Below are 19,442 nucleotides of genomic sequence, written 5' to 3' on the forward strand. Positions count from 1 at the left end.
GCGCATGGGCCCATTATCCGGAGTCGACCGACACGGTGCTTACGGCGCCGAATCTTCGCCTGCCGACGACACCGACGTGATGCGGTGGATCGCGAAATCCTTCATCTGCCCCGACGTCGAATCGAACGCCACCAGCCGCCCACCCAGCACCTGGGTGGGCGCCACTTCACGCTGGGTGGCCACCCCGGCGGCGTCGACGTAACCGATCATCACCGTGGCCCGCTCCAGCGCCGCGCGCTTGAGCATGATCATCGCGGTCACCGGGTCCAGCCGGATGTTGTCGAACGGCGCCGACGTCACCGTGCGCAGCACCCGGACCAGCGCAGTCAGGCTGTCGTCACCAGGACCGGCGTGCTGCCGGTGCCCGCGACGCTCCGCCGGGGTGTGCACCCGCATCCCGCGCGGCCGGATATCGACGATCGTTCCGGTGGCATCCTCGGCGGCCGGGGCGAAACCGGCATCGCGCAGCGCCGCCAGCACATCGGCAAGCGGAGCCTGCGCCACCGCCACCGTCGGGGCCAGCAGCCGCAGGCACAGCGCCTCGGCGGCCGGAACGGCGACCGCCTGGGCCAGCAGCGCGGGGTCCTCGCAGCGCACGAAGGAGGCAGCCAACCCGATCCGCAGCTGGCCGTGCCGGCGCGCGACGTCGTCGATCAAATAGCTGAGCCCTTGCGGCACCGGGGTCTTGGAGTGCTTCTCGAAGAACGCCCGCAGCCCGGCACCGGTACGGCCCACGTCCAAGGCGGACCGGATGGTCTGTTCGGAGACCCGGTAGACCATTGCGGCACCGGCCGATTCCACGGTGGCGACGACGGCCAACTCCTCGGCGAGTTCACGTTTCAGCGGCCCCGGCACCACCACGGTCAGGTCGGCCTGCACCAAGAAGTGGTCGATCGGCTCGGGCAACGCCTTGGCCATCGCGGCAACCGCGGCGGCATCATCGGCGTCGGAGGCAGCGCCGTCGGCGCCGGCCGCCAGCAGGATCCGGCCGGGGGAGCTGAGCGCGCCGCGGCCCAGCACACCCAGGGCGTGCGCCTCGTCGAGCAGCTCGCCCACCGGACCGGGCTGGAGCCGGTTGGCCCAGCGCGGCCGACGCCAGATCAGCGCCTGCGACGCGGTCACCGTGTCGACCCCGGCGCCCACGGGCAGCTCGGCGAGCATGCCCAGCAGCAGCCGGCGATCCAGCGGGGCGGCGGTGGAGAACAACGGGGTCGACAGCGCCGCCCGGGGTTTGCCGTCGGCGCCGCGGCTACCGATCAGACCCGGCCGGGCCGCCAGATCCAGCCAGGTGGCGGCCAGCAGATGCCAGCGCTCCGCGGTGGACTGCTCGGCGAACCGGTCGGCGAGCACCGTCGGCGCCCAGTACGGGCCGTCGGCGTCGGGCCAGTCTCGTTGATCAACGCTCACCGGGTCGGGGAAATCGGCTGCGATCAGCCGCGCGGTCGCCGCGACCTCCAGCAGCAGACCCAGCCGGATCTCGTCGACCCCGGTGGCCTTGGCCAGTCGCTTGACCTCGCGCACACCCAGCCCGCCGCTACGCAGCTCGGGCACCGGTGTTTCGCCCAGATTGGCCAGGATCACGTCGAGTTCGCGCAACACGTCGATCACCGCGCCGGCCGCGGCCGCATCGACATCGGCCGCCGTGGTCTGCGACACCACCGGGTCGGGCTCATGCAAGGTGATCGGGCCGGGCTGCTCGCCCCGCAGCACCTGACCGACGAGGCGCGGCAGGATCACCGTCTCGTCGTCGACGCGACGCAGCAGTCCGGCCGCCAGCAGCCGGGGCACCGGACGCTCCACGGGTGCGTCGGGCGCGGCGTCGCGGGTGCGCCCGATCGGGGAGCCGGTCAGCAGCTTGTCCAGCAGGTCACGCTGCGAAGCGTCCAGATCGGCGATGGCATCGTGGAGTGCGGCGATGTCGGCATCACCGTCTACCGGTTCTTCTCGCGTCACCTGACCCGGATGCCAGGGCAAACCAGCGCCGGCCTCGGCGACGACGCGCACCACCCCGTTCGGTTCGGACGCACCCCAACACAACGCCCGCTCGATCAGGCCGGTCAGCGCTTCGGTCACCGCGTCGGCGGGGGCGCGCTCGCCGAGCAGGGCCAGCAGATCGGCGACCGGCACGCCGGTGCCGTCGGCATGCAGTTCCAGCAGCGCATCAAGGACGGCGAGCCGCAGGAAGTCCAGCTCGTCGGTGGCGGCGCGGACCGACTGGCGGGCCTGGGCTCGCGCGGCCAACGCAGCGATACTGCCTGGCGGGGGTTGGGCGAGGTCGGGCCGTAGCTTCAGAAGCCGGATCAGATCCTCGTCGGGCAGGTCGGCCAGCCACGACCCCAGTGGGACACCCCGGGCGCGTTCGGTCATCGACGACCAGCGTAAGGCCCAACCGGTGAACGTCGTCGATCGCGACCTGTCAGAATGGTGCCGTGGCTGGAAACCAGGACAACAAGAACCGGTACGTCGACAACGGTTGGCCGAAGACCGACGGCGAACCCGCCGTCAGCGAGCTGCGCACCGATCGGACTGGCGCACTGTCGCCGTTCGGGGACCTCGTGTTCCCGCTGCCGTCCGACGAGCTGCCCTACCTGCATCCGGTCACCGTCGTCAACCGGTAGCGGTGACGCCATGACCGGGCCGCTTTCACACCTCGATGACCGGGGCGCGGCCCACATGGTCGACGTCAGCGCCAAGGCGACCACCAAGCGTGTTGCGGTCGCCGGCGGCGTGCTGCGCACCACCGCTGAAGTGATCCAGCTGATCTCGGCCGGCGGACTGCCCAAGGGCGACGCGTTGGCCACCGCCCGGGTGGCCGGCATCATGGCCGCCAAACGCACCAGCGATCTGGTCCCGCTCTGCCACCAACTGGCCCTGACCGGAGTCGACGTGGACTTCACCATCGGCGAATCCCAGATCGACATCACCGCCTCCGTACGCACCACCGACCGCACCGGGGTCGAGATGGAAGCGCTGACCGCGGTCAGCGTGGCGGCTCTGACCCTCTACGACATGATCAAGGCCGTCGACCGCGCCGCCGTCATCGACAGCATTCGGGTGCTGAGCAAGGACGGCGGCCGTACCGGGGCCTGGGAGCGTTCGTGAGCGCCCGGACCGCCCGAGTCATCATCGCGTCCACCCGCGCGTCGGCCGGGGAGTACACCGACCGCACCGGGCCGATCATCGCTGACTGGCTGACCCAGCGTGGCTTCGCCGAGGTGCAGCCGGAGGTCGTGCCGGACGGCGAGCCGGTCGGCGCCGCCTTACGCGCCGCGGTGGCCGACGGGGTGGACGTGATCATCACGTCCGGGGGAACCGGTATTTCGCCGACCGACGACACCCCGGCGCAGACGCTGACGGTGCTCGACTACCAGATCCCCGGCCTCGCCGATGCCATCCGCCGGTCCGGGCTGCCGAAGGTGCCGACCTCGGTGCTGTCTCGTGGTGTGTGCGGGGTGGCCGGCCGCAGCCTGGTGGTCAACCTGCCCGGGTCCTCAGGTGGGGTCCGCGACGGGCTTGGCGTGCTCGCCGACGTCCTGGATCACGCCTTGGACCAGCTCGCCGGCGGAGACCACCGGTGACCGCCTCCGGCGCGCTGATCCTGCGGGCCGCGATCACCGAGCAGCCCATCGTGCTGTCCGAGCACGAGGAACTGGTGGGCCACCGGGCCGCGGGAGCGATCGTGGGATTCGTCGGCATGATCCGCGACCACGACCACGGCCGCCAGGTGACCCGACTGGAGTACTCCGCGCACCCGTCGGCAGAGCAGGTGATGGCCGAAGTGCTGGCCGAGGTTGCCGAGCAGGCCGTCGGGGTCCGCGCGCTGGCCGCCAGCCACCGGATCGGGGCGCTGCACATCGGTGACGCCGCCCTGGTGGCCGCCGTGGCGGCCGATCACCGCCGAGAGGCGTTCGAGGCCTGCGCGCTGCTTGTCGACACCATCAAGGCGCGGCTGCCGGTATGGAAGCACCAGTTCTTCGCCGACGACACCGAGGAGTGGGTCGGCTCGGCCTGATGGTCGCGTGAACACAAAAACGGGGGCCGGTTATCCGGCCCCCGCTTTTGTAGGAGTTTGTTACTACATAACCCGGCTGGGCTGCAGCGCGAACGCGTCCAGCGCGTCGTTGCCGCTGATGTTCTCCGACCGAACGGCCTGCCACAGCTGCTGGTGGAAGCCGACCGAGACCGCTTCCTGACGGTTGCCGTCCTGAGCCGGAGCCGGAGCCACCTCGTCGCCGGGCGCCGGGGCCTCGGGTGCCGGAGCCTCCGGGTTCCACCAAGGAGCGGGAGCCTCGGGGGCCGGCGGCGGGACATCCTCGGCGATCGGGGCCGGAGCCTCGGGGGCCGGAGCCTCCGGAGCGGGAGCCTCAGGAGCCGGCGGCAGGTCTTCGGCGATCGGGGCCGGGGCCTCGGGGGCCGGAGCTTCGGGGGCCGGGGCCTCGGGGGCCGGAGCCTCCGGGAACCAGCCGGCGGGAGCCGCCGGTGCGGCGCCTTCGGCGGGAGCCGGAGCCTCGGGGGCCGGAGCCCACCACGGTGCGGGCTCGGGAGCGGGCGGGGGAGCGATCGGGTTGTCCATGGCGACGGTCTCGCCGTTGACATCCGGGTTGTCGATCGGGGCGTCGGCCGGCGGCGTTGCCGGAACCTCGCGCTGCGATGCGCCGGACAGCCCGCGGCCGCAAACCGGCCAGGCGCCACGGCCTTGAGTTGCCAGCACGTGCTCGGCGATAGCGATCTGCTGCTCGCGGCTGGCCAGGTGTGCCGACGGGGCGTACTTGCCACCACCGTGCGCGCTCCAGGTGCTCGGCGAGAACTGCAGCCCGCCCTGGTAGCCGTTGCCGGTGTTGATACCCCAGTTGTTGCCGGATTCGCACCGGGCTACGTGGTCCCATTCGTCATCGGTAGCCGCGGCTGCGGTCCCGGCGAGGGCCAGGCTACCGCCACCGATCACAGCTCCGGTGAAAGCGATTTTCGCGATGTTGACGTTCGATTGGGTGGGCTTGCGATGCCGTCCACTCATACGGTGGTGAATTCCTCTCTGTCTACGCCTGCGAGGTCAGCGTCGGGTTCGGACAGGGGGGACTGCCCGGCCTTGATGCACTCGGTGCGTCGTCGGCTTCACCCCGAGAGGCCGGTTAAGGCCTCAGGGCCGCTCACGGCGGACCCGGTGGGTCCCCCGCCTCCATCCATCAGGTATTTGTGGTTTTCTTCGCCCGTTGGATGGAGCTCGGCGCTACGGGTGAAGAAAGGTGGATCGATCGGAAGATTTTCGATACACCCGGAGATGTACCGTAACCGCTCTTACCCGCTGAGTCACCCAGGACGCTCCCGGGTGTTTTCCTCGTCGGTTCTTCTCAAACCACCAGGAACGGCCCGCGTTTGTGCAGGTCAAAGCCAACTCCATCAAGCTGTTGTCGGCTCGTAATCAATTCGTTATGTGACGTAGATCATGCTTAGCCACCGGGTCTGATTCGGCGGTCCAGCTTCGGCTCTCCTTCGTCGAGCCGGCTAACCACCGGCAAACGGCGGCAGTACGTCGACTGTTTCGCCGGGCTGCAAAGCGGCCTCGTGGTCGCGCACGGCGACCCCGTCGCGTAGATAAGAGCACCGACTCAGCACTGCCGCCAGCCGTTCATTACGGGCGGCGAGGGTCTGTGCCAAGGCGGCCACTCCGCCCCCGGCGGGCACGCTGACGGTCTCCGATTCGGCTCCGGCCGCGGCACGGGCCGCGGCGAAATAGCGGACCGTCACCGCGACGCCGGTGTCGGTGACGTCGGTCTGATGGGTCATCGATCAACCGCCGATCGCGCTCATCGGGCGATCCGGCTGGATGAAATCCGGATCGTTGATGCCATGGCCGGCCTTCTTGGTCCACATCGCGGCCCGCCACGCCTGCTCGATGGCGGCGTCATCGGAACCGTCTCGCAGTAGGGCGCGCAGGTCGTACTCCTCGGCGGCGAATAGGCAGTTGCGAATCTGGCCGTCGGCGGTCAGTCGCGTACGGTCGCAGTCTCCACAGAACGGCCGCGATACCGAAGCGATGATTCCGAACGTGCCCGCCGGTGTCTCGGGGCCCTCGTCGACCAGCCAGACTTCGGCCGGCGCCGAGCCGCGCGGTTTCGGATCGGGCCGCAGGGTGAACCGGGCCTGCACCGCCTCCAGCAGTTCCTCAACGCTGAGCCCGGCGTCACGGTTCCAGTTGTGGTCGGCGTCCAGCGGCATCATTTCGATCACCCGCAGGTGGTAGCCGTGCAGTAGGCAGTAGCGCAGCAGGTTGATGATGTCGTCGCCGGTGATCTTGGGATCGAGCACGGCATTGACCTTGATCGGCCGCATGCCGGCCTGCGCGGCCGCGTCCAGGCCGGCGAGGACGTCGGGCAGGCGGTCGCGCCGGGTGAGCTCGGCGAAGTGGACGCGGTCGACGGTGTCCAGCGACACGTTGATGCGGTCCAGCCCGGCCGCTACCAGGGCGCCGGCTCGGCGTGCCAGGCCCAGGCCGTTGGTGGTCAACGCGATCTCGGGCCGCGGGCGCAGTGCCGCGGCGCCAGCCACCACACCTTCGAGATGGCGGGCCAGCAGCGGCTCGCCACCGGTGAACCGAATGTCGGTGATGCCAAGTCGGTCGACTCCGATGCGCATCAGCCGAATCAGCTCGTCGGCGCTCAGCAGGTGCCGGCTGGGAATCCAGTCCAGTCCCTCGGCCGGCATGCAATAGGTGCAGCGTAGGTTGCAGCGGTCGGTCAGAGAGATCCGCAGATCGGTGTGTACCCGCCCGAAGGTGTCCACGAGCGGCCCGGTGGTCGGCATCTGCGCGGCGACGGCACGCTCCACGGCTTGGTGGAAGGCGGCCTTCCGCGCCGCCTCCTGTTGGTCCGCGTCGGCGGCATCCGCATGCGGTGGCGGAGTGCGCAGACCCGCTTGCCTCAACGTCATATCCGTATCCGATTCGGTCGGCCGGGGAGCGACCGCATCGACTTCGGTGTCCGGTCCTGGTCTCCTCCAGCGGCTGCACCAGCCTACCGAGGAAACCTGGGTGTTTTGCGGGTCTCTGTCCTAGTAAGATCGGCTGCTGACGCGTCCTGCGCAGGCGGGACGCTTCCTTTATGTCCCCACGTACGTGATCAAGCAAGACAAGCAGGTGAGACCAGTGCCGACCGGCAAGGTGAAGTGGTACGACGCCGCGAAGGGCTTCGGCTTCCTGTCCCAGGAAGAAGGTGAGGACGTCTACGTCCGCTCCTCGGCCCTGCCGGACGGCGTAGAAGGTCTCAAGGCAGGCCAGCGGGTCGAGTTCGGCGTCGCCGCCGGCCGTCGCGGGCCGCAGGCGCTGACGGTGAAGCTGATCGACCCCCCGCCGAGCCTGTCGCGGACCCGACGCGAGGCGGCGCCGGCTGTCGAACACCGGCACACCCCCGACGAGCTGCACGGCATGGTCGAGGACATGATCACCCTGCTGGAAGGCACCGTGCAGCCGGAGCTGCGCAAGGGCAAGTACCCCGACCGCAAGACCGCTCGGCAGATCTCCGAGGTGGTCAAGGCCGTGGCGCGCGAGCTCGACGCCTGAGCCCAGGCCCGTACTGGCGGTGCCGATCGTCGCTGACTGACTACTGAAAACGCAGCAGCGACATCGCGCTGTCGAATCAACTGGTCTGACCACCAGACCTCTGTCCAATTTGGTGCTAGTCTGCGCGGTATGACCCTCAAGCCGATCACCCGGCAGTCGATCCCCGACGAGATCTTCGGCCAGCTCGCCGGCCAGGTGCTCTCCGGTGACCGGACTCCCGGCGACACCCTGCCGAGTGAGCGAACCCTGTCCGAGGCGCTCGGCGTATCGCGTGCCGCGGTCCGGGAGGCGCTGGGCCGTCTCGACCGGGCGCGCCTCATCCAGGTCCGCCAGGGCGGGTCCACGGTGGTGCGCGACTTCCGCGCCGAAGCCGGGTTCGATGTGTTGCCGTTGTTGCTCGTGCACGGCGGCGACGTCGACCGTGCCACCCTGGCCAGCCTGGTCGAGGCCCGCGCCATCATCGGTCCGCAGGTGGCCGCCCTGGCGGCAGCCCGCGCCACCGACGACGCTCGCACCCGGCTGCGTGCCATGGTGGACGAGCTGGAAGCCGAATCAGAACCCGTGCAACGGATGTGGCGTGCTCTGGGGTTCTGGGAAGTCATCGTCGACAGTGCCGAGTCCATCGCTTTTCGGCTGCTGTTCAACACGCTGAATCAGGCGTACGTGCCCGCACTCGACGCGCTGGTCAACGTGATGGCAGCCGAGGTCAACGACATCGAGCACTACCGCGCGCTTGCCGATGCCATCGCCGCCGGGGACGCCGACGCTGCGCGGCTGGCCGCTGCGGCGATGCTGGAGCTGGGCAGCGCCGCATTCGGCGCGCTCGCCAACCAGTTGGAGGGTCGGCCATGACCCGCAAGCAGTTGACGCTGGGTGAGGCCTTCGCCGAGTTCGTCCGGCACCCCAGCCCGTGGATGCTCCTCACGTGGGCGGGCGCACTGTGGGTAGTGCGCCTGACAGTGGGCGGCTGGTCGGTGGGCGATGCGGTCATTGCCGTTGCGCTGGTGGCTTTTTCGCCCGTCGGGGAGTGGTTGATCCACATCGGAATCCTGCATTGGCGTCCGCGCACTCTGGCGGGGATCACGATCGACTCGCGGCTGGCCCGTGACCATCGGCTGCATCATCGCGACCCGCGTGACATCCCGCTGATCTTCATTCCGTGGCCCAGCTTGATGGTGATCATCGCCCTGACGCCCCTGGTTGTGCTCGCTTTCAGCAACACCGGGAAAGGGCTGACGTTCGTTCTCACCGTCGCGACGTTCCTGGTGTTCTACGAATGGATTCACTACCTCGTCCACACCGACTACAAGCCCCGCCATGCGATCTACCGCGCAGTGTGGCGCAACCACCGGTACCACCACTTCAAGAACGAGAACTACTGGTTCACCGTGACCAGCTCCGGCACCGCCGATCGGCTGTTGGGCACCTATCCGGATCCGCGCGCGGTGGAATCGTCGCCGACGGTGCGAGACCTGCACGCAGCGTCGATAACCGGATGACCAGCCGCGCCGCCGGTGGCTGCGGCCCGCTACCGGCGTTTGGTTTGACACCAACTGGTTAATCCTGCGAAAAGCAGCGGTTCTCCGGCGGTTGCTGGTTCAGGAGGTGTCCGACATGGCGCAACAGATGCAAGTCAGCGAGGAGCAAGCGCGAGCCGTTGCCGAAGAATCTCGTGAAAGTGGCTGGGACAAACCATCTTTCGCCAAAGGTCTGTTCCTCGGGAAGTTTCCGTTGCCGCTCATCCACCCGTTTCCGCGGCCGTCCGATCAGGATGGCGCGCGCACCGAGGAGTTTCTGGGCAGGCTGCGGGAACTTCTCGACACCATGGACGGCGCGGTTATCGAGCGTGACGCACAGATCCCCGACGAATACGTCAAAGGACTGGCCGGGCTGGGCTGCTTCGGGCTGAAGATCCCCGCCGAGTACGGCGGTCTGGGCATGTCGCAGGTCGCCTACAACCGGGCCCTGATGATGGTGTCGAGCGTGCACCCCAGCCTCGGTGCGCTGCTGAGCGCTCATCAGTCGATCGGAGTACCCGAACCACTCAAACTGGCCGGTACCGATCAACAGAAGAAGATGTTCCTGCCGCGTTGCGCGGCCGGGGCGATCTCGGCATTCCTATTGACCGAACCGGATGTGGGCTCCGATCCTGCTCGGCTGGCCTCGACTGCGAGACCGATCGAGGACGGTGCGGCCTACGAGCTGGACGGGGTCAAACTGTGGACCACCAACGGCGTGGTGGCCGAGCTGCTGGTGGTGATGGCGCGGGTGCCCGACGGCAACGGTCACCGAGGAGGAATCAGTGCCTTCGTGGTGGAAGCCGATACTCCCGGGATCACCGTCGAGCGCCGAAACAAGTTCATGGGGCTGCGCGGCATCGAGAACGGCGTGACCCGGCTGCACAAGGTTCGGGTGCCCGCCCAGAACCTGGTGGGACGCGAGGGCGACGGTCTGAAGATCGCGCTGACCACGCTCAACGCCGGCCGCCTGGCCATTCCAGCGATGGCCACCGGATCGGCGAAATGGGCTCTGAAGATCGCTCGGCAGTGGTCCCGCGAGCGGGTCCAATGGGGTCGGCCGGTCGGCGAGCACGAGGCCGTGGCCAAGAAGATCGCGTTCATCGCCGCGACCAGCTACGCGCTGGAAGCGGTCCTGGAGCTGTCCGGTCAGATGGCCGACGAGGGCCGCAACGACATCCGGATCGAGGCGGCGTTGGCCAAACTGTGGTCCAGCGAGATGGCCTGCATCATCGCCGATGAGCTGCTGCAGATTCGTGGCGGCCGCGGTTATGAGACCGCCGAGTCGCTGGCGGCGCGCGGCGAGCGTGCGGTACCGGTAGAGCAACTGATTCGCGATCTACGGATCAACCGGATCTTCGAAGGGTCCAGTGAGATCATGCGGCTGCTGATAGCCCGCGAAGCCGTCGACGCCCACCTGAGCGCCGCCGGCGAGCTCGCCAACCCCAAGGCCAGGTTGGGGCAGAAAGCCAGATCCGCCGCCGGGGCCAGCCGCTTCTACGCAAAGTGGTTGCCGCAACTGGTATTCGGGGAAGGCCAACGTCCCATGGCATACCGCGAGTTCGGCGAGCTGGCCACGCACCTGCGTTTTGTCGAACGCCATTCACGCAAGCTGGCGCGCAACACCTTCTACGGCATGGCCCGGTGGCAGGCCGGCATGGAGAAACGGCAGGGGTTCTTAGGGCGGGTCGTCGACATCGGGGCGGAGCTGTTCGCGATGGCCGCGGTGTGCGTGCGCGCTGAGGCCCAGCGGGTGGCCGACCGGGCCGAGGGTCAGCAGGCCTATCAGCTGGCCGACGGATTCTGCGCGCAGTCCCGGCTGCGGGTCGAGGCGTTGTTTGCCGCGTTGTGGACGAACACTGACCGCGCCGACGCCCGGTTGGCCGACGCAGTACTGCAGGACCGTTACCTCTGGCTGGAGGATGGCATCCTTGATCCGTCCGAGGTCACGGGACCGTGGATTGCCCACTGGGAACCGGGTGCTTCCACCGAGTCGAACTTGGCACGCCGGTTCCTTCCCACCCCGTAGATCCGCTCCTTCGTCGAGCCGCGGGAGCTAAGCTGCGGCACCACGACCTGATCCGTCCGGAACGGAGGGAGCATATGTCCACGCCCTACCTGCCAGAGCCTCATCCACCAGGCCCCATTCCGGCCGGCCCACCGAATCTCGGCCCCGCCCCGCAACCGACCGCGCCTCCCGTCGTGCCGAAACGCGCCCAGACCCACCAGTTTGCGTTCGACGGCGGCGCGGGCACCTACCTGGGCACTGCGGTCTTGGCCTTCTTGATCACGGTGCTCACTCTGGGGATCTGTTACCCGTTCGGCCTCGTGCTGCGGGAACGGTGGCGTGCGAAGCACTCCTACATCGAGGGCCGGCAGCTCGCTTTCACCGGAAGTGCCTGGGGACTGTTCGGCATGTGGTGGAAGTGGCTGATCTTGATCATCATCACGGTGGGGATCTACGGGTTCTGGGTCGGACCACGCCTGGCTCGGTGGAAGTGGGAGAACACCTCCTGGGCGCAGCACACCCCGGTGTGAACCCGCACGCGGCCCTCGAATCGTGGCACCCTGGTAGGCATGGCCAGCTACCTCGCCGGCGGCGATTTCAAGCGCGATACCAACTACATCTCCACCCGGATCACCGCCGACGGTCGTGATGGGTATCCCGTCGAACCGGGCCGGTACCGACTGGTGGTCGCACGGGCCTGCCCGTGGGCCAATCGCACAATCATCGTGCGGCGGCTGCTTGGCCTGGAAAAGGTTATCTCCATTGGGTTTTGTGGCCCGACTCACGATCAGCGCAGCTGGACGTTCGATCTGGACCCCGGTGGCGTCGACCCGGTGCTGCAGATTCCTCGGCTGCAAGACGCGTACTTCAAACGCATTCCTGACTACCCCAAGGGGATCACGGTTCCGGCGATGGTCGACGTGCCCACCGGTGCGGTGGTGACCAACGACTTCGCCCAGATGACCTTGGACTTCTCCACCGAGTGGACGGCCTATCACCGCGACGGGGCGCCGCAGCTGTATCCCGCACCGCTGCGCGACGAGATCGACGAGGTGGCAAGGCGGATCTACACCGAGATCAACAACGGGGTCTACCGGTGCGGTTTCGCCGGCACCCAGGAGGCCTACGACGCCGCCTACGACCGGCTCTTCACCGCGCTGGACTGGGTCAGCGTCCGTCTGGCCGATCAGCGATACCTGGTGGGGGACACCATCACCGAGGCCGACGTGCGATTGTTCACCACGCTGGCCCGGTTCGACCCGGTCTATCACGGACATTTCAAATGCAACCGGCAGAAGCTGTCCGAGATGCCGGTGTTGTGGGCCTATGCCCGGGATCTATTCCAGACGCCCGGGTTCGGCGACACCATTGACTTCGTGCAGATCAAACAGCACTACTACATCGTGCACGCCGACATCAATCCGTCGCAGATCGTCCCCGACGGGCCGGACCTGGCGAATTGGCTGTCACCGCATGGACGAGAAGCGCTGGGCGGCAGGCCGTTCGGGGAAGGAACGCCGCCGGGTCCGGTGCCGGAAGGCGAGCAGGTGCCGGCCGGCCACGGCGCGTCGAACGTGTAATGAGGGCGAGATTCAGCGCGATTTTCGTACTCATTACACGTTCGGCGAATCAGTGACGGTCGCTCCGGCCCCAGCGCGTGCCCACCGCCCACTCGGCGTGTGACGCCGTGAATAGCTCGCCGGTTCTGGCGTCGACGATCAGGGTGGGCAGCTGCACCACCAGCCCGCGCAGCAGACCGCGCTGCGGATCCACGGTGGGGACGGTGACCGCCAGGGTGCTGCCCGCCGGATATGTCTCTTTGGTGGTGTCGTCCGGGTTGTCGTAGAGCCGCCATAGCTGCCACGGAGCTCGCCCGATGGTCTCGTCCACCGACAGCTGCACCGGATGACGCGAATCGACCGCCAACGTGCCTTGCGCTTCGGTGAGCAGGCACTCATCGAGGTTGAGCACGTTGCAGTACATGTACGGTCCGGTGCGGGTGAGATGCCCGTTGGAGTACGCGCTGATCTGCGGCGGCAGCGGCTCCTCGGCCCGGGTGAACCACCAGGTGCCGAAGCCGGCGAGCGCCGCGGTCACCACCGTCAGCACCGCCACCAGCACGGCCGTCGAGCGTTTCACTCCTACATCACCCCTGTCTTGCCGGATCGAGGCGGGCACCGTCCTGCTCGATCAGCACCGGCCGGTTGCCCCCCAGGCCGGGAATCAACGAGTCGCCGTGGAACGACAAGATGGTCTGGGCCAGACCGGGGATCAGCAGAGCGGTGATCGCGGTGAAACCCACCCACAAGTCGGTATATACCAACACGCCCAGTGCACCGCCCAACACCCAGGCCAGTTGCAGGGTGGACTCGGTGCGGCCGAATGCCGAGGCCCGTGACTCTTCGGGCAGGTCGTCCTGCAGTGCTGCGTCCAGCGACGCCTTCGAGATCGCACTGGCTCCCGACGTCACCAATGCGGCGATCGCCGCCATCACCAGGGTCCCGGCCACCGCTGCCGCCAGCGCGACAGCGGTCACCGCCATGGTGCAGCGCACCACCAGCACGGCGGGGCGTCCCAGTTGCAGTCGGGCGCTGGTGAAGTTCCCGGCGAAATTGCCCAGACCCGCGGCCGCCCCGATCAGCCCGAGAATGCCCAGTTGCACCCAACCGCCGGCGTTGTGCTGTTTGGCCACGAACGCCGGGTACAAGAACAAGAACCCGACCATCGCCTTGATGGTGCAGTTGCCCCACAGCGCGGCGATGATGTTGCGGCCCAGCGGTTGCCGCAGTGGCTGGCTCAGCGCCCCGCCGGCCCGCCGGACCTGTTCGGGCCAGCTTCGCGGCCGTTCGTCGAAGCGGTAGCTCAAGGTGGTCGGGATCTCACCGGCGGTCACTTCCACCCATCGCGGGATCCGCATCGACAGGACCGCCCCGGCCACCGAGACCGCCACGAGCACCAACAATGCCCCCGGTAGCTGTAGCAGCCGGGTGAAGATGTACTCGGCTGCCGCGGCGACGCCGCCCCCGACGATCGTGCCGCCGAGCAGACCGAACATCGTCAGCCGGGAATTGACCCGCACCAGATCGATCGACGGCGGCATGACCCGTGGCGTCACCGCGCTGCGCAACACCGTGAACGACTTCGACAGCGCCATCATCGCCAACGCGCACGGGTAGAGCACCCAGGAGCCGAAGGTGCCCGCCACACCGTCGTAGTTGGCGATCAGCACCAGGGCCAGCAGGGTTCGCAGCGAGAACGACATGGCCAACGCCGCGCGCCGGCCATGCTGGACGCGATCCAGGGCGGGGCCGATCAGCGGCGCGACCACCGCGAAGGGCGCGATTGTCACCAGCAGATACAGCGCCACCCGGCCCTTGCTCTCGCCGGCGGCCGCCGCGAAGAACAAGGTGTTGGCCAGCGCGACGGCCATCGCCGCGTCCACCGCGAAGTTCGCGACCACCGGCCAGGTCAGGGCGGTCAGTCCGGATTTGTCGGCGCCGTCGGCGGTGGCGGCCCGTTGCACCAGCCCATACATCCGCGAGCCCATTTCGCGACTACGCGCCGCGGCGGCGCGGGTGACCGTGACGCGATCGCTGGCGCCCGCCTCACCCGGAGCCTCGGGACGACGAGGTGTGCCGGTGTGTTCGCGCAGCGGTGGCAGGTACCGGTTGTCGCTGGGCATGGGCTTGCGCTGCCGCTGGTCACCGGTGTTGTTGCTGGGGTAGTTGGCCATGCCAGGATGCTGTCCGGCCGAGCCGTTGCGCGTACCTCGGCCGGAGACCGGTGACGGACGGCTGCGCCGGCCCGGTTCGGGGATATCGCGACGCCGTGCAGACACATCCGCGATTCTTCCCTATGTCCGCCGCACGACCGCGTAGGCCGTGATCGTGCCTGCATGTGGCTGATGGAGCCGCGCTGCGGCAGTATAGGGACGTCATTGAACGGAAGGGACCCGCGTGACCGGACCCAGCGCAGAATCAGCCACTGCGACCATCGCCGTGCCCACGGTGCTGGCCGAGGCCGTCGAGCAGGCCCGCTCGGCCGTCGCCGAGTTCAGCGGCGCCGACACTGTCGGCGAGCACCTGGGGGTCGACTACGAAGACCCGACCGCCGCCACCCACCGGTTCGGTGCGGTGCTGCCCGGTTATCAGGGCTGGCAGTGGGCGGTCGTCGTCGCGGCGATCCCGGGCGCCACGGAGCCCACGGTCAGTGAGGTCGTGCTGGTGCCCGGCCCCACGGCCTTGCTCGCGCCGGAGTGGGTGCCGTGGGACCAGCGGGTGCGTCCCGGCGACCTGGGGCCGGGGGATCTGCTGGCGCCGCCCGCCGACGACCCGCGGCTGGTGCCCGGTTACACCTCGAGCGGCGATCCGCAGCTCGACGAGGTGGCCGGCGAGATCGGTCTGGGCCGACGGTGGCTGATGAGTCCGGTGGGCCGCGCCGAGGCGGCGCAGCGCTGGCACGACGGCGAGTACGGCCCGGATTCGGCGATGGCACGGTCCACCAAACGGGTCTGCCGCGACTGTGGCTTCTATTTGCCGCTCGCCGGTGAGCTGGGCACGGTGTTCGGCGTTTGCGGTAACGAAATGTCCGCCGACGGCCACGTGGTCGACAACCGGTACGGCTGCGGCGCACACAGTGACACTCCGGCGCCCGCGGGCACCGGTTCCCCGGCCTACGAGCCCTACGACGATGGTGTGCTGGAGATCGTCGACGTCGCAACGGTTCCGGCCGCCGAGGTCACCGAGCCGGCTGAAGCCGAGACTGAGACGGGTGCCGAGGTGACCGAAGACGTGGCCGAGCCGGTTCGGCCGGTGGCCGAAGGCGAAGCCGAGACTGAAGCGGTTGAGGCCGTCGTCGAAGCCGAGTCCGAGGTTCCCGCCGTAACAGCAGCGGCGCCGGAACCGGCCGAAACCGGAACCGACGCCGAGGCTGATGCAGCAGAGACTGTCATCGAAGCGTCCGCCGACATCCCCGACGCCCCAGGGGAAGCCGAGGAGCCGGGCGAGCCGGAGACGTCCTAACCGAAGTTGAACAGGTACTCGCCCGGGAGCACGAAGAGCATGTTGAAGGCGGTGTTGACCACCGCTCCCGGTAGGCCGACGACGTAGTTGACGATGTCCAGCGGGATGGTGGCCGCCTGACTGAAGGCCATGCCGAAGTCGAGGTTGATCAGGCTGGTGAACAAGTTCTCGAAGTCGTTGAACAACGTGAACGGCAGGCTGATAAAGCGGTTGAACAGTCCCACGGCCGCTGCCACTTCGGCGTTGAACAGACCGACGATGTCGAACGCGTCGGCAGCGCCGGGAACGTCCAACGCATTGGCCGCGCCCGGCAGGACTTCGGACAGGTCGAAAGTGTCCGGCACATTGAGTTCGTCGGCAATGCTGGACATATCGAAAGGCGCGAGCCCGGCGAGGGTGTCGAAGCTGTCGACGACCGCGTTGGCGGCCAGCGTCACTTCAGCCGAGACCGCGGCCACAGCGCGCGTGCTGATTTCGGGTGCCGCGGCCACCGGGGTCAGGCCGGTGGCCACCAGGGCCGTCGCTGCGATGGCGATGCTCGGCAGTCGCACTGCGGATTTCACGGTTTCCATGGATTCCTCCCAGTATCCCGCCCATTTCAGGGGACGTTACTCCGCCGCCACAGGGGCGTCAGGTGTTCTCTGCGGCGGCCTTGATCTTGCTCAGTGAAGCGTTCATACCCTCGACCAGCTCACGTTCGAAGGTGGGCGTCCCACCCATAAACTTGCCCACCAAAAACGCGGAGACCGCGGTGGTGTTGCCGTTCTCGACGTGCCGACTCTCGACGACCCGAGTCCCGGTGGCGGTCGGCTCGAGTTCGTAGGTCCACACACTGTGGTTCTCGGTGACGCGGAAGGCCAGTTTGCGCTCCGGGATGTACTCGGTGATGACGGAGCTGGTGGGCCAGTACATCCGTCCGCGTCGGTTGAAGTTGATCGTGCGGGTTCCCTGGCGCACCGCACCGAGCGGCTTCATCCACCGGCACTGCGGGCTCCACTCGGGCATCCGGCGGAAGTCGGAGATCAGTGCCCAGACCTTGGCCACCGGTGCATCGATGTCGACCTGTGCCGTCAACAGTGGGGCTGCCATGGCGTTCCTCCTCGAATCGTCGGTTCGTAACTCTATTCGTGTTCCAGCCCGGTTTGGGCTCCGCGTGCGCCGCGTCGTGCCGCGCCGCGTTGCACCAGAAAAATTGTGGTGCCCACCATCCCGACGCCGAGCCCCGCCAGGCTCACCGGCCGCCACCCCTCCAGTGCGGGCACCGTGAACGCGGCGATGGTCGCGCCGCAGAAACCGGCGACGCCGGTGCCTATCACCGGCCAGATCCGCAGCAACGCGATCGGCAGCGGTGGCGGCTGAGGGGTGGGCTCCGGGGAGTGCTGAGGGGTCATCGCCGTCGACGTTAGCGCCTCGCCGGTAAAGTTCCCGCAGTGGCCAGGGTCGTCGATGTTGTCGATATCGATGACCCCAGCGATTCCCGGCTGGATGACTTCCGCGATCTGAACAGCATCGATCGTCGCCCGGACTTGCCCACCGGCAAGGGGTTGGTGATCGCCGAAGGGGTGCTGGTGGTGCAGCGGATGCTGGCATCGCGGTTTACCCCGCGGGCGCTGCTGGGCACCGAACGGCGGCTGACGGAGTTGACCCCCGACCTGACCGCACCCGACGCCCCGGACGTTCCGTATTACCGGGTGTCCGCCGAGGTGATGGCCGAGGTGGTGGGCTTCCACCTCAACCGCGGTGTGCTGGCCGCCGCCTCGCGGGTGCCCGAGCCGTCGGTGGCTGGTCTGGTCGCCGGGGCTCGGACGATCGCGGTGCTCGAAGGCGTCAACGACCACGAGAATCTGGGCTCGATCTTTCGCAACGGTGCCGGGTTGGGTGTGGACGCGGTGGTGTTCGGCAGTGGCTGTGCCGATCCGCTCTACCGGCGCTCGGTGCGGGTCTCGATGGGGCACGCCCTGTTGGTGCCGTTCGCCCGTTCGGCGGACTGGCCCGGTGATCTGACGATGCTGCGCGAGCAGGGTTTCCGGCTACTGGCGATGACTCCGGACCCGCGAGCCGAGCTCTTGTCGAACGCGATGACGAAGGTGCGCGACGAACCGGTGGCCGTGCTGGTCGGCGCGGAGGGGCCGGGCCTGTCGGAGCGGGCGATGCGCGCCAGCGACATGCGGGTCCGCATCCCGATGTCGCGGGGAACCGACTCGCTCAACGTCGCCACCGCTGCCGCGCTGGCCTTCTACGAGCGCATTAGGCTGCCGGAATGACGTCCACTCCCAGCACGCCGTGGGGGACGGGGCTGACTGTGGCGGGGTTCGTCGCGGCGGTGACCGGCACCGCGATCACCGTGTTGAGCCTGGGCCTGTTGCGCGTCCATCCGGCACTGGCGGTGGCGCTCAATCTGATTGCGGTGGGCGGGCTGGCGCCCACGGTGTGGGGCTGGCGACGCACTCCGGTGCTGCGCTGGTTGGCGTTGGGCGCCGGAATCGGTGTGGCGGGTGCGTGGCTGGTGCTACTGGCGCTGGCTGCTCAGCGCTGACCGGTCGAGCGCACCCCGAGCAGGACGTCTTCCCAGCCCGGGACTTCGGGCTTGCTGCGGCGGGCGCGGCTCCCCGCGCGCTGCTGCACCGGCTCCTCTTCGACCACGGCGGGGGCGGCCGGAGCCTCGAAGTCCAGTTCGGCCACCGCGGCGACCGGCCGCAGGGGACGCCCGAATCCGGGGTCGATCAATTCCATGGCCGCGTCGTCGACAGCGGTCACCGTCCCGCCGTGCGCGCCCGGAGTGAACCGGAAGTGCGCGACATTGTCCGAGCGGCCGGCCTTCCAGGCCAGCTGCACCGTCCAGCGTCCGTCGTCGTTGCGCCACGCGTCCCAGCTGCTGCTGTCGGAGCTCAAGCCCCGCGTCACCAGCGCGGAGGTGACGACTTCCAGCAGGGTCGGTACCGCTGGGCCGTCGGACAGCACCGGGTGGGCAGCGGTTGCGAGTTCCGCGGCCCGGGACCGCTCCAGCAGCACCGGGTGGGCGAAGCGCTCCACGCGGGCGACGTCCACACCGGCGGCGGCAGCCACCTGTTCGACCGAGGCTCCGGCGCGGATGCGTGCCTGGATGTCTTTGGGGCGCAGCATGCTGCCCGCGTCGGCCGGATTCTGTCCGACGCGATGACCCTCGCCGCGCACAGCGCCGCGCAACCGGTCGTCGATACGCACCCGGAACATCTCGGTGTGGTCTTCGCCGTCCCCGGCGCTTTCGCAGATGATGTGCTTGCCGTCGACGTCGAGGCCGATGGCCCTCAGTTCCCGCATGACTTCTCCTTGCGAACGCCCGGTTACGTGCGGACTCTAGT

23 protein-coding genes and 1 riboswitch are annotated in these 19,442 nt (G+C 68.4%); of the genes, 13 read left to right on the forward strand and 10 right to left on the reverse strand.

The window, feature by feature from the left end:
- Nucleotides 1-39: 39 nt before the first annotated feature.
- Nucleotides 40-2,367 carry a helicase-associated domain-containing protein gene (locus MJO54_RS04295; protein ID WP_240175714.1) on the reverse strand — a complete coding sequence of 776 codons (2,328 nt, stop codon included), beginning with the start codon at nt 2,365-2,367 and terminating at the stop codon, nt 40-42.
- A gap of 62 nt (nt 2,368-2,429) precedes the next feature.
- Between MJO54_RS04295 and MJO54_RS04300 the strand changes: the two genes are divergently transcribed.
- The 4 genes from MJO54_RS04300 to MJO54_RS04315 are packed head-to-tail and all read left to right on the forward strand — an operon-like array spanning nt 2,430 to nt 4,012.
- Entirely contained in the window at nt 2,430-2,618 is a 189-nt protein-coding gene (locus tag MJO54_RS04300; protein ID WP_046282658.1) for a hypothetical protein, read from the forward strand.
- Nucleotides 2,619-2,628: 10 nt separating this feature from the next.
- Nucleotides 2,629-3,102: a cyclic pyranopterin monophosphate synthase MoaC gene (gene moaC, locus MJO54_RS04305; RefSeq protein WP_064887856.1), complete on the forward strand. Its 474-nt coding sequence runs from the start codon at nt 2,629-2,631 to the stop codon at nt 3,100-3,102.
- Nucleotides 3,099-3,578, forward strand: a complete 480-nt coding sequence (locus tag MJO54_RS04310) for a MogA/MoaB family molybdenum cofactor biosynthesis protein (protein WP_105295744.1) — start codon at nt 3,099-3,101, stop codon at nt 3,576-3,578. The genes moaC and MJO54_RS04310 overlap by 4 nt, the downstream gene beginning before the upstream one ends.
- A 14-nt stretch (nt 3,579-3,592) precedes the next feature.
- Nucleotides 3,593-4,012, forward strand: a complete 420-nt coding sequence (locus MJO54_RS04315; RefSeq protein WP_046282656.1) for a molybdenum cofactor biosynthesis protein MoaE — start codon at nt 3,593-3,595, stop codon at nt 4,010-4,012.
- A 63-nt stretch (nt 4,013-4,075) separates the two neighbouring features.
- Here MJO54_RS04315 and MJO54_RS04320 read toward each other — a convergent pair whose 3' ends face one another.
- The 3 genes from MJO54_RS04320 to moaA all read right to left on the reverse strand — a co-directional run bounded on the left by MJO54_RS04320 (nt 4,076) and on the right by moaA (nt 6,801).
- Nucleotides 4,076-5,014, reverse strand: coding sequence for a transglycosylase family protein (locus MJO54_RS04320; protein WP_105295745.1), 939 nt, complete (start codon nt 5,012-5,014; stop codon nt 4,076-4,078).
- A gap of 9 nt (nt 5,015-5,023) precedes the next feature.
- Nucleotides 5,024-5,200, reverse strand: a riboswitch (cyclic di-AMP (ydaO/yuaA leader).
- A 302-nt stretch (nt 5,201-5,502) separates the two neighbouring features.
- Complete coding sequence (locus MJO54_RS04325) at nt 5,503-5,784, reverse strand: MoaD/ThiS family protein (RefSeq protein WP_105295746.1); 282 nt, start codon at nt 5,782-5,784, stop codon at nt 5,503-5,505.
- A 3-nt stretch (nt 5,785-5,787) separates the two neighbouring features.
- Nucleotides 5,788-6,801, reverse strand: coding sequence for a GTP 3',8-cyclase MoaA (gene moaA / locus MJO54_RS04330; protein WP_234821622.1), 1,014 nt, complete (start codon nt 6,799-6,801; stop codon nt 5,788-5,790).
- A 340-nt stretch (nt 6,802-7,141) separates the two neighbouring features.
- Between moaA and MJO54_RS04335 the strand changes: the two genes are divergently transcribed.
- From MJO54_RS04335 to MJO54_RS04360, 6 genes are all read left to right on the forward strand, one after another.
- The gene (locus MJO54_RS04335) at nt 7,142-7,555 is read left to right on the forward strand and encodes a cold-shock protein (protein WP_024443970.1); all 414 of its coding nucleotides are present in this window, start codon (nt 7,142-7,144) and stop codon (nt 7,553-7,555) included.
- A gap of 129 nt (nt 7,556-7,684) precedes the next feature.
- Entirely contained in the window at nt 7,685-8,407 is a 723-nt protein-coding gene (locus MJO54_RS04340) for a FadR/GntR family transcriptional regulator (protein ID WP_046286808.1), read from the forward strand.
- Nucleotides 8,404-9,054: a sterol desaturase family protein gene (locus tag MJO54_RS04345; RefSeq protein ID WP_046286809.1), complete on the forward strand. Its 651-nt coding sequence runs from the start codon at nt 8,404-8,406 to the stop codon at nt 9,052-9,054. Before MJO54_RS04340 ends, MJO54_RS04345 begins: the two co-directional genes overlap by 4 nt.
- A gap of 115 nt (nt 9,055-9,169) precedes the next feature.
- Nucleotides 9,170-11,101 (forward strand): acyl-CoA dehydrogenase family protein, encoded by a 1,932-nt coding sequence (locus tag MJO54_RS04350; protein ID WP_046286813.1) that lies wholly within the window; start codon nt 9,170-9,172, stop codon nt 11,099-11,101.
- A 173-nt stretch (nt 11,102-11,274) separates the two neighbouring features.
- Nucleotides 11,275-11,610, forward strand: coding sequence for a DUF898 family protein (locus tag MJO54_RS04355; RefSeq protein ID WP_046286810.1), 336 nt, complete (start codon nt 11,275-11,277; stop codon nt 11,608-11,610).
- Nucleotides 11,611-11,649: 39 nt separating this feature from the next.
- Complete coding sequence (locus tag MJO54_RS04360) at nt 11,650-12,660, forward strand: glutathione S-transferase family protein (protein ID WP_065152846.1); 1,011 nt, start codon at nt 11,650-11,652, stop codon at nt 12,658-12,660.
- A gap of 49 nt (nt 12,661-12,709) precedes the next feature.
- Here the strand turns inward: MJO54_RS04360 and MJO54_RS04365 are convergent, their stop codons facing one another.
- The gene (locus MJO54_RS04365) at nt 12,710-13,219 is read right to left on the reverse strand and encodes a DUF2771 domain-containing protein (RefSeq protein ID WP_046283590.1); all 510 of its coding nucleotides are present in this window, start codon (nt 13,217-13,219) and stop codon (nt 12,710-12,712) included.
- Nucleotides 13,220-13,226: 7 nt separating this feature from the next.
- Nucleotides 13,227-14,813: an MFS transporter gene (locus tag MJO54_RS04370; RefSeq protein WP_046283591.1), complete on the reverse strand. Its 1,587-nt coding sequence runs from the start codon at nt 14,811-14,813 to the stop codon at nt 13,227-13,229.
- Between the two features lie 223 nt (nt 14,814-15,036).
- Here MJO54_RS04370 and MJO54_RS04375 point away from each other — a divergent pair, with 223 nt between their 5' ends.
- Nucleotides 15,037-16,101: a DUF3027 domain-containing protein gene (locus tag MJO54_RS04375; protein WP_046283592.1), complete on the forward strand. Its 1,065-nt coding sequence runs from the start codon at nt 15,037-15,039 to the stop codon at nt 16,099-16,101.
- Here the strand turns inward: MJO54_RS04375 and MJO54_RS04380 are convergent.
- From MJO54_RS04380 to MJO54_RS04390, 3 genes are read right to left on the reverse strand one after another with little or no spacing between them, the layout of a single operon-like run.
- Entirely contained in the window at nt 16,098-16,673 is a 576-nt protein-coding gene (locus tag MJO54_RS04380; protein ID WP_046283593.1) for a hypothetical protein, read from the reverse strand. The two genes, MJO54_RS04375 and MJO54_RS04380, sit on opposite strands and share 4 nt — an antisense overlap.
- A 58-nt stretch (nt 16,674-16,731) precedes the next feature.
- Nucleotides 16,732-17,190 (reverse strand): SRPBCC family protein, encoded by a 459-nt coding sequence (locus MJO54_RS04385; RefSeq protein WP_046283594.1) that lies wholly within the window; start codon nt 17,188-17,190, stop codon nt 16,732-16,734.
- Between the two features lie 32 nt (nt 17,191-17,222).
- A complete protein-coding gene (locus MJO54_RS04390; protein ID WP_046283595.1) occupies nt 17,223-17,492 on the reverse strand; it encodes a DUF2530 domain-containing protein in 270 nt (89 codons plus the stop codon).
- Between the two features lie 39 nt (nt 17,493-17,531).
- On the opposite strand from MJO54_RS04390, the gene MJO54_RS04395 reads away from it, so the two are divergent.
- Together MJO54_RS04395 and MJO54_RS04400 are read left to right on the forward strand one after the other, a co-directional pair.
- Nucleotides 17,532-18,365: a TrmH family RNA methyltransferase gene (locus tag MJO54_RS04395; protein WP_065152847.1), complete on the forward strand. Its 834-nt coding sequence runs from the start codon at nt 17,532-17,534 to the stop codon at nt 18,363-18,365.
- Nucleotides 18,362-18,637 (forward strand): DUF2537 domain-containing protein, encoded by a 276-nt coding sequence (locus MJO54_RS04400; protein ID WP_046283597.1) that lies wholly within the window; start codon nt 18,362-18,364, stop codon nt 18,635-18,637. The genes MJO54_RS04395 and MJO54_RS04400 overlap by 4 nt, the downstream gene beginning before the upstream one ends.
- Here MJO54_RS04400 and sepH read toward each other — a convergent pair.
- Entirely contained in the window at nt 18,628-19,401 is a 774-nt protein-coding gene (gene sepH / locus MJO54_RS04405) for a septation protein SepH (protein WP_046283598.1), read from the reverse strand. The genes MJO54_RS04400 and sepH overlap by 10 nt on opposite strands.
- Between the last annotated feature and the right edge of the window lie 41 nt (nt 19,402-19,442).

The organism is Mycolicibacter virginiensis, from assembly GCF_022374935.2.
Taxonomy (GTDB): Bacteria; Actinomycetota; Actinomycetes; order Mycobacteriales; family Mycobacteriaceae; genus Mycobacterium; species Mycobacterium virginiense.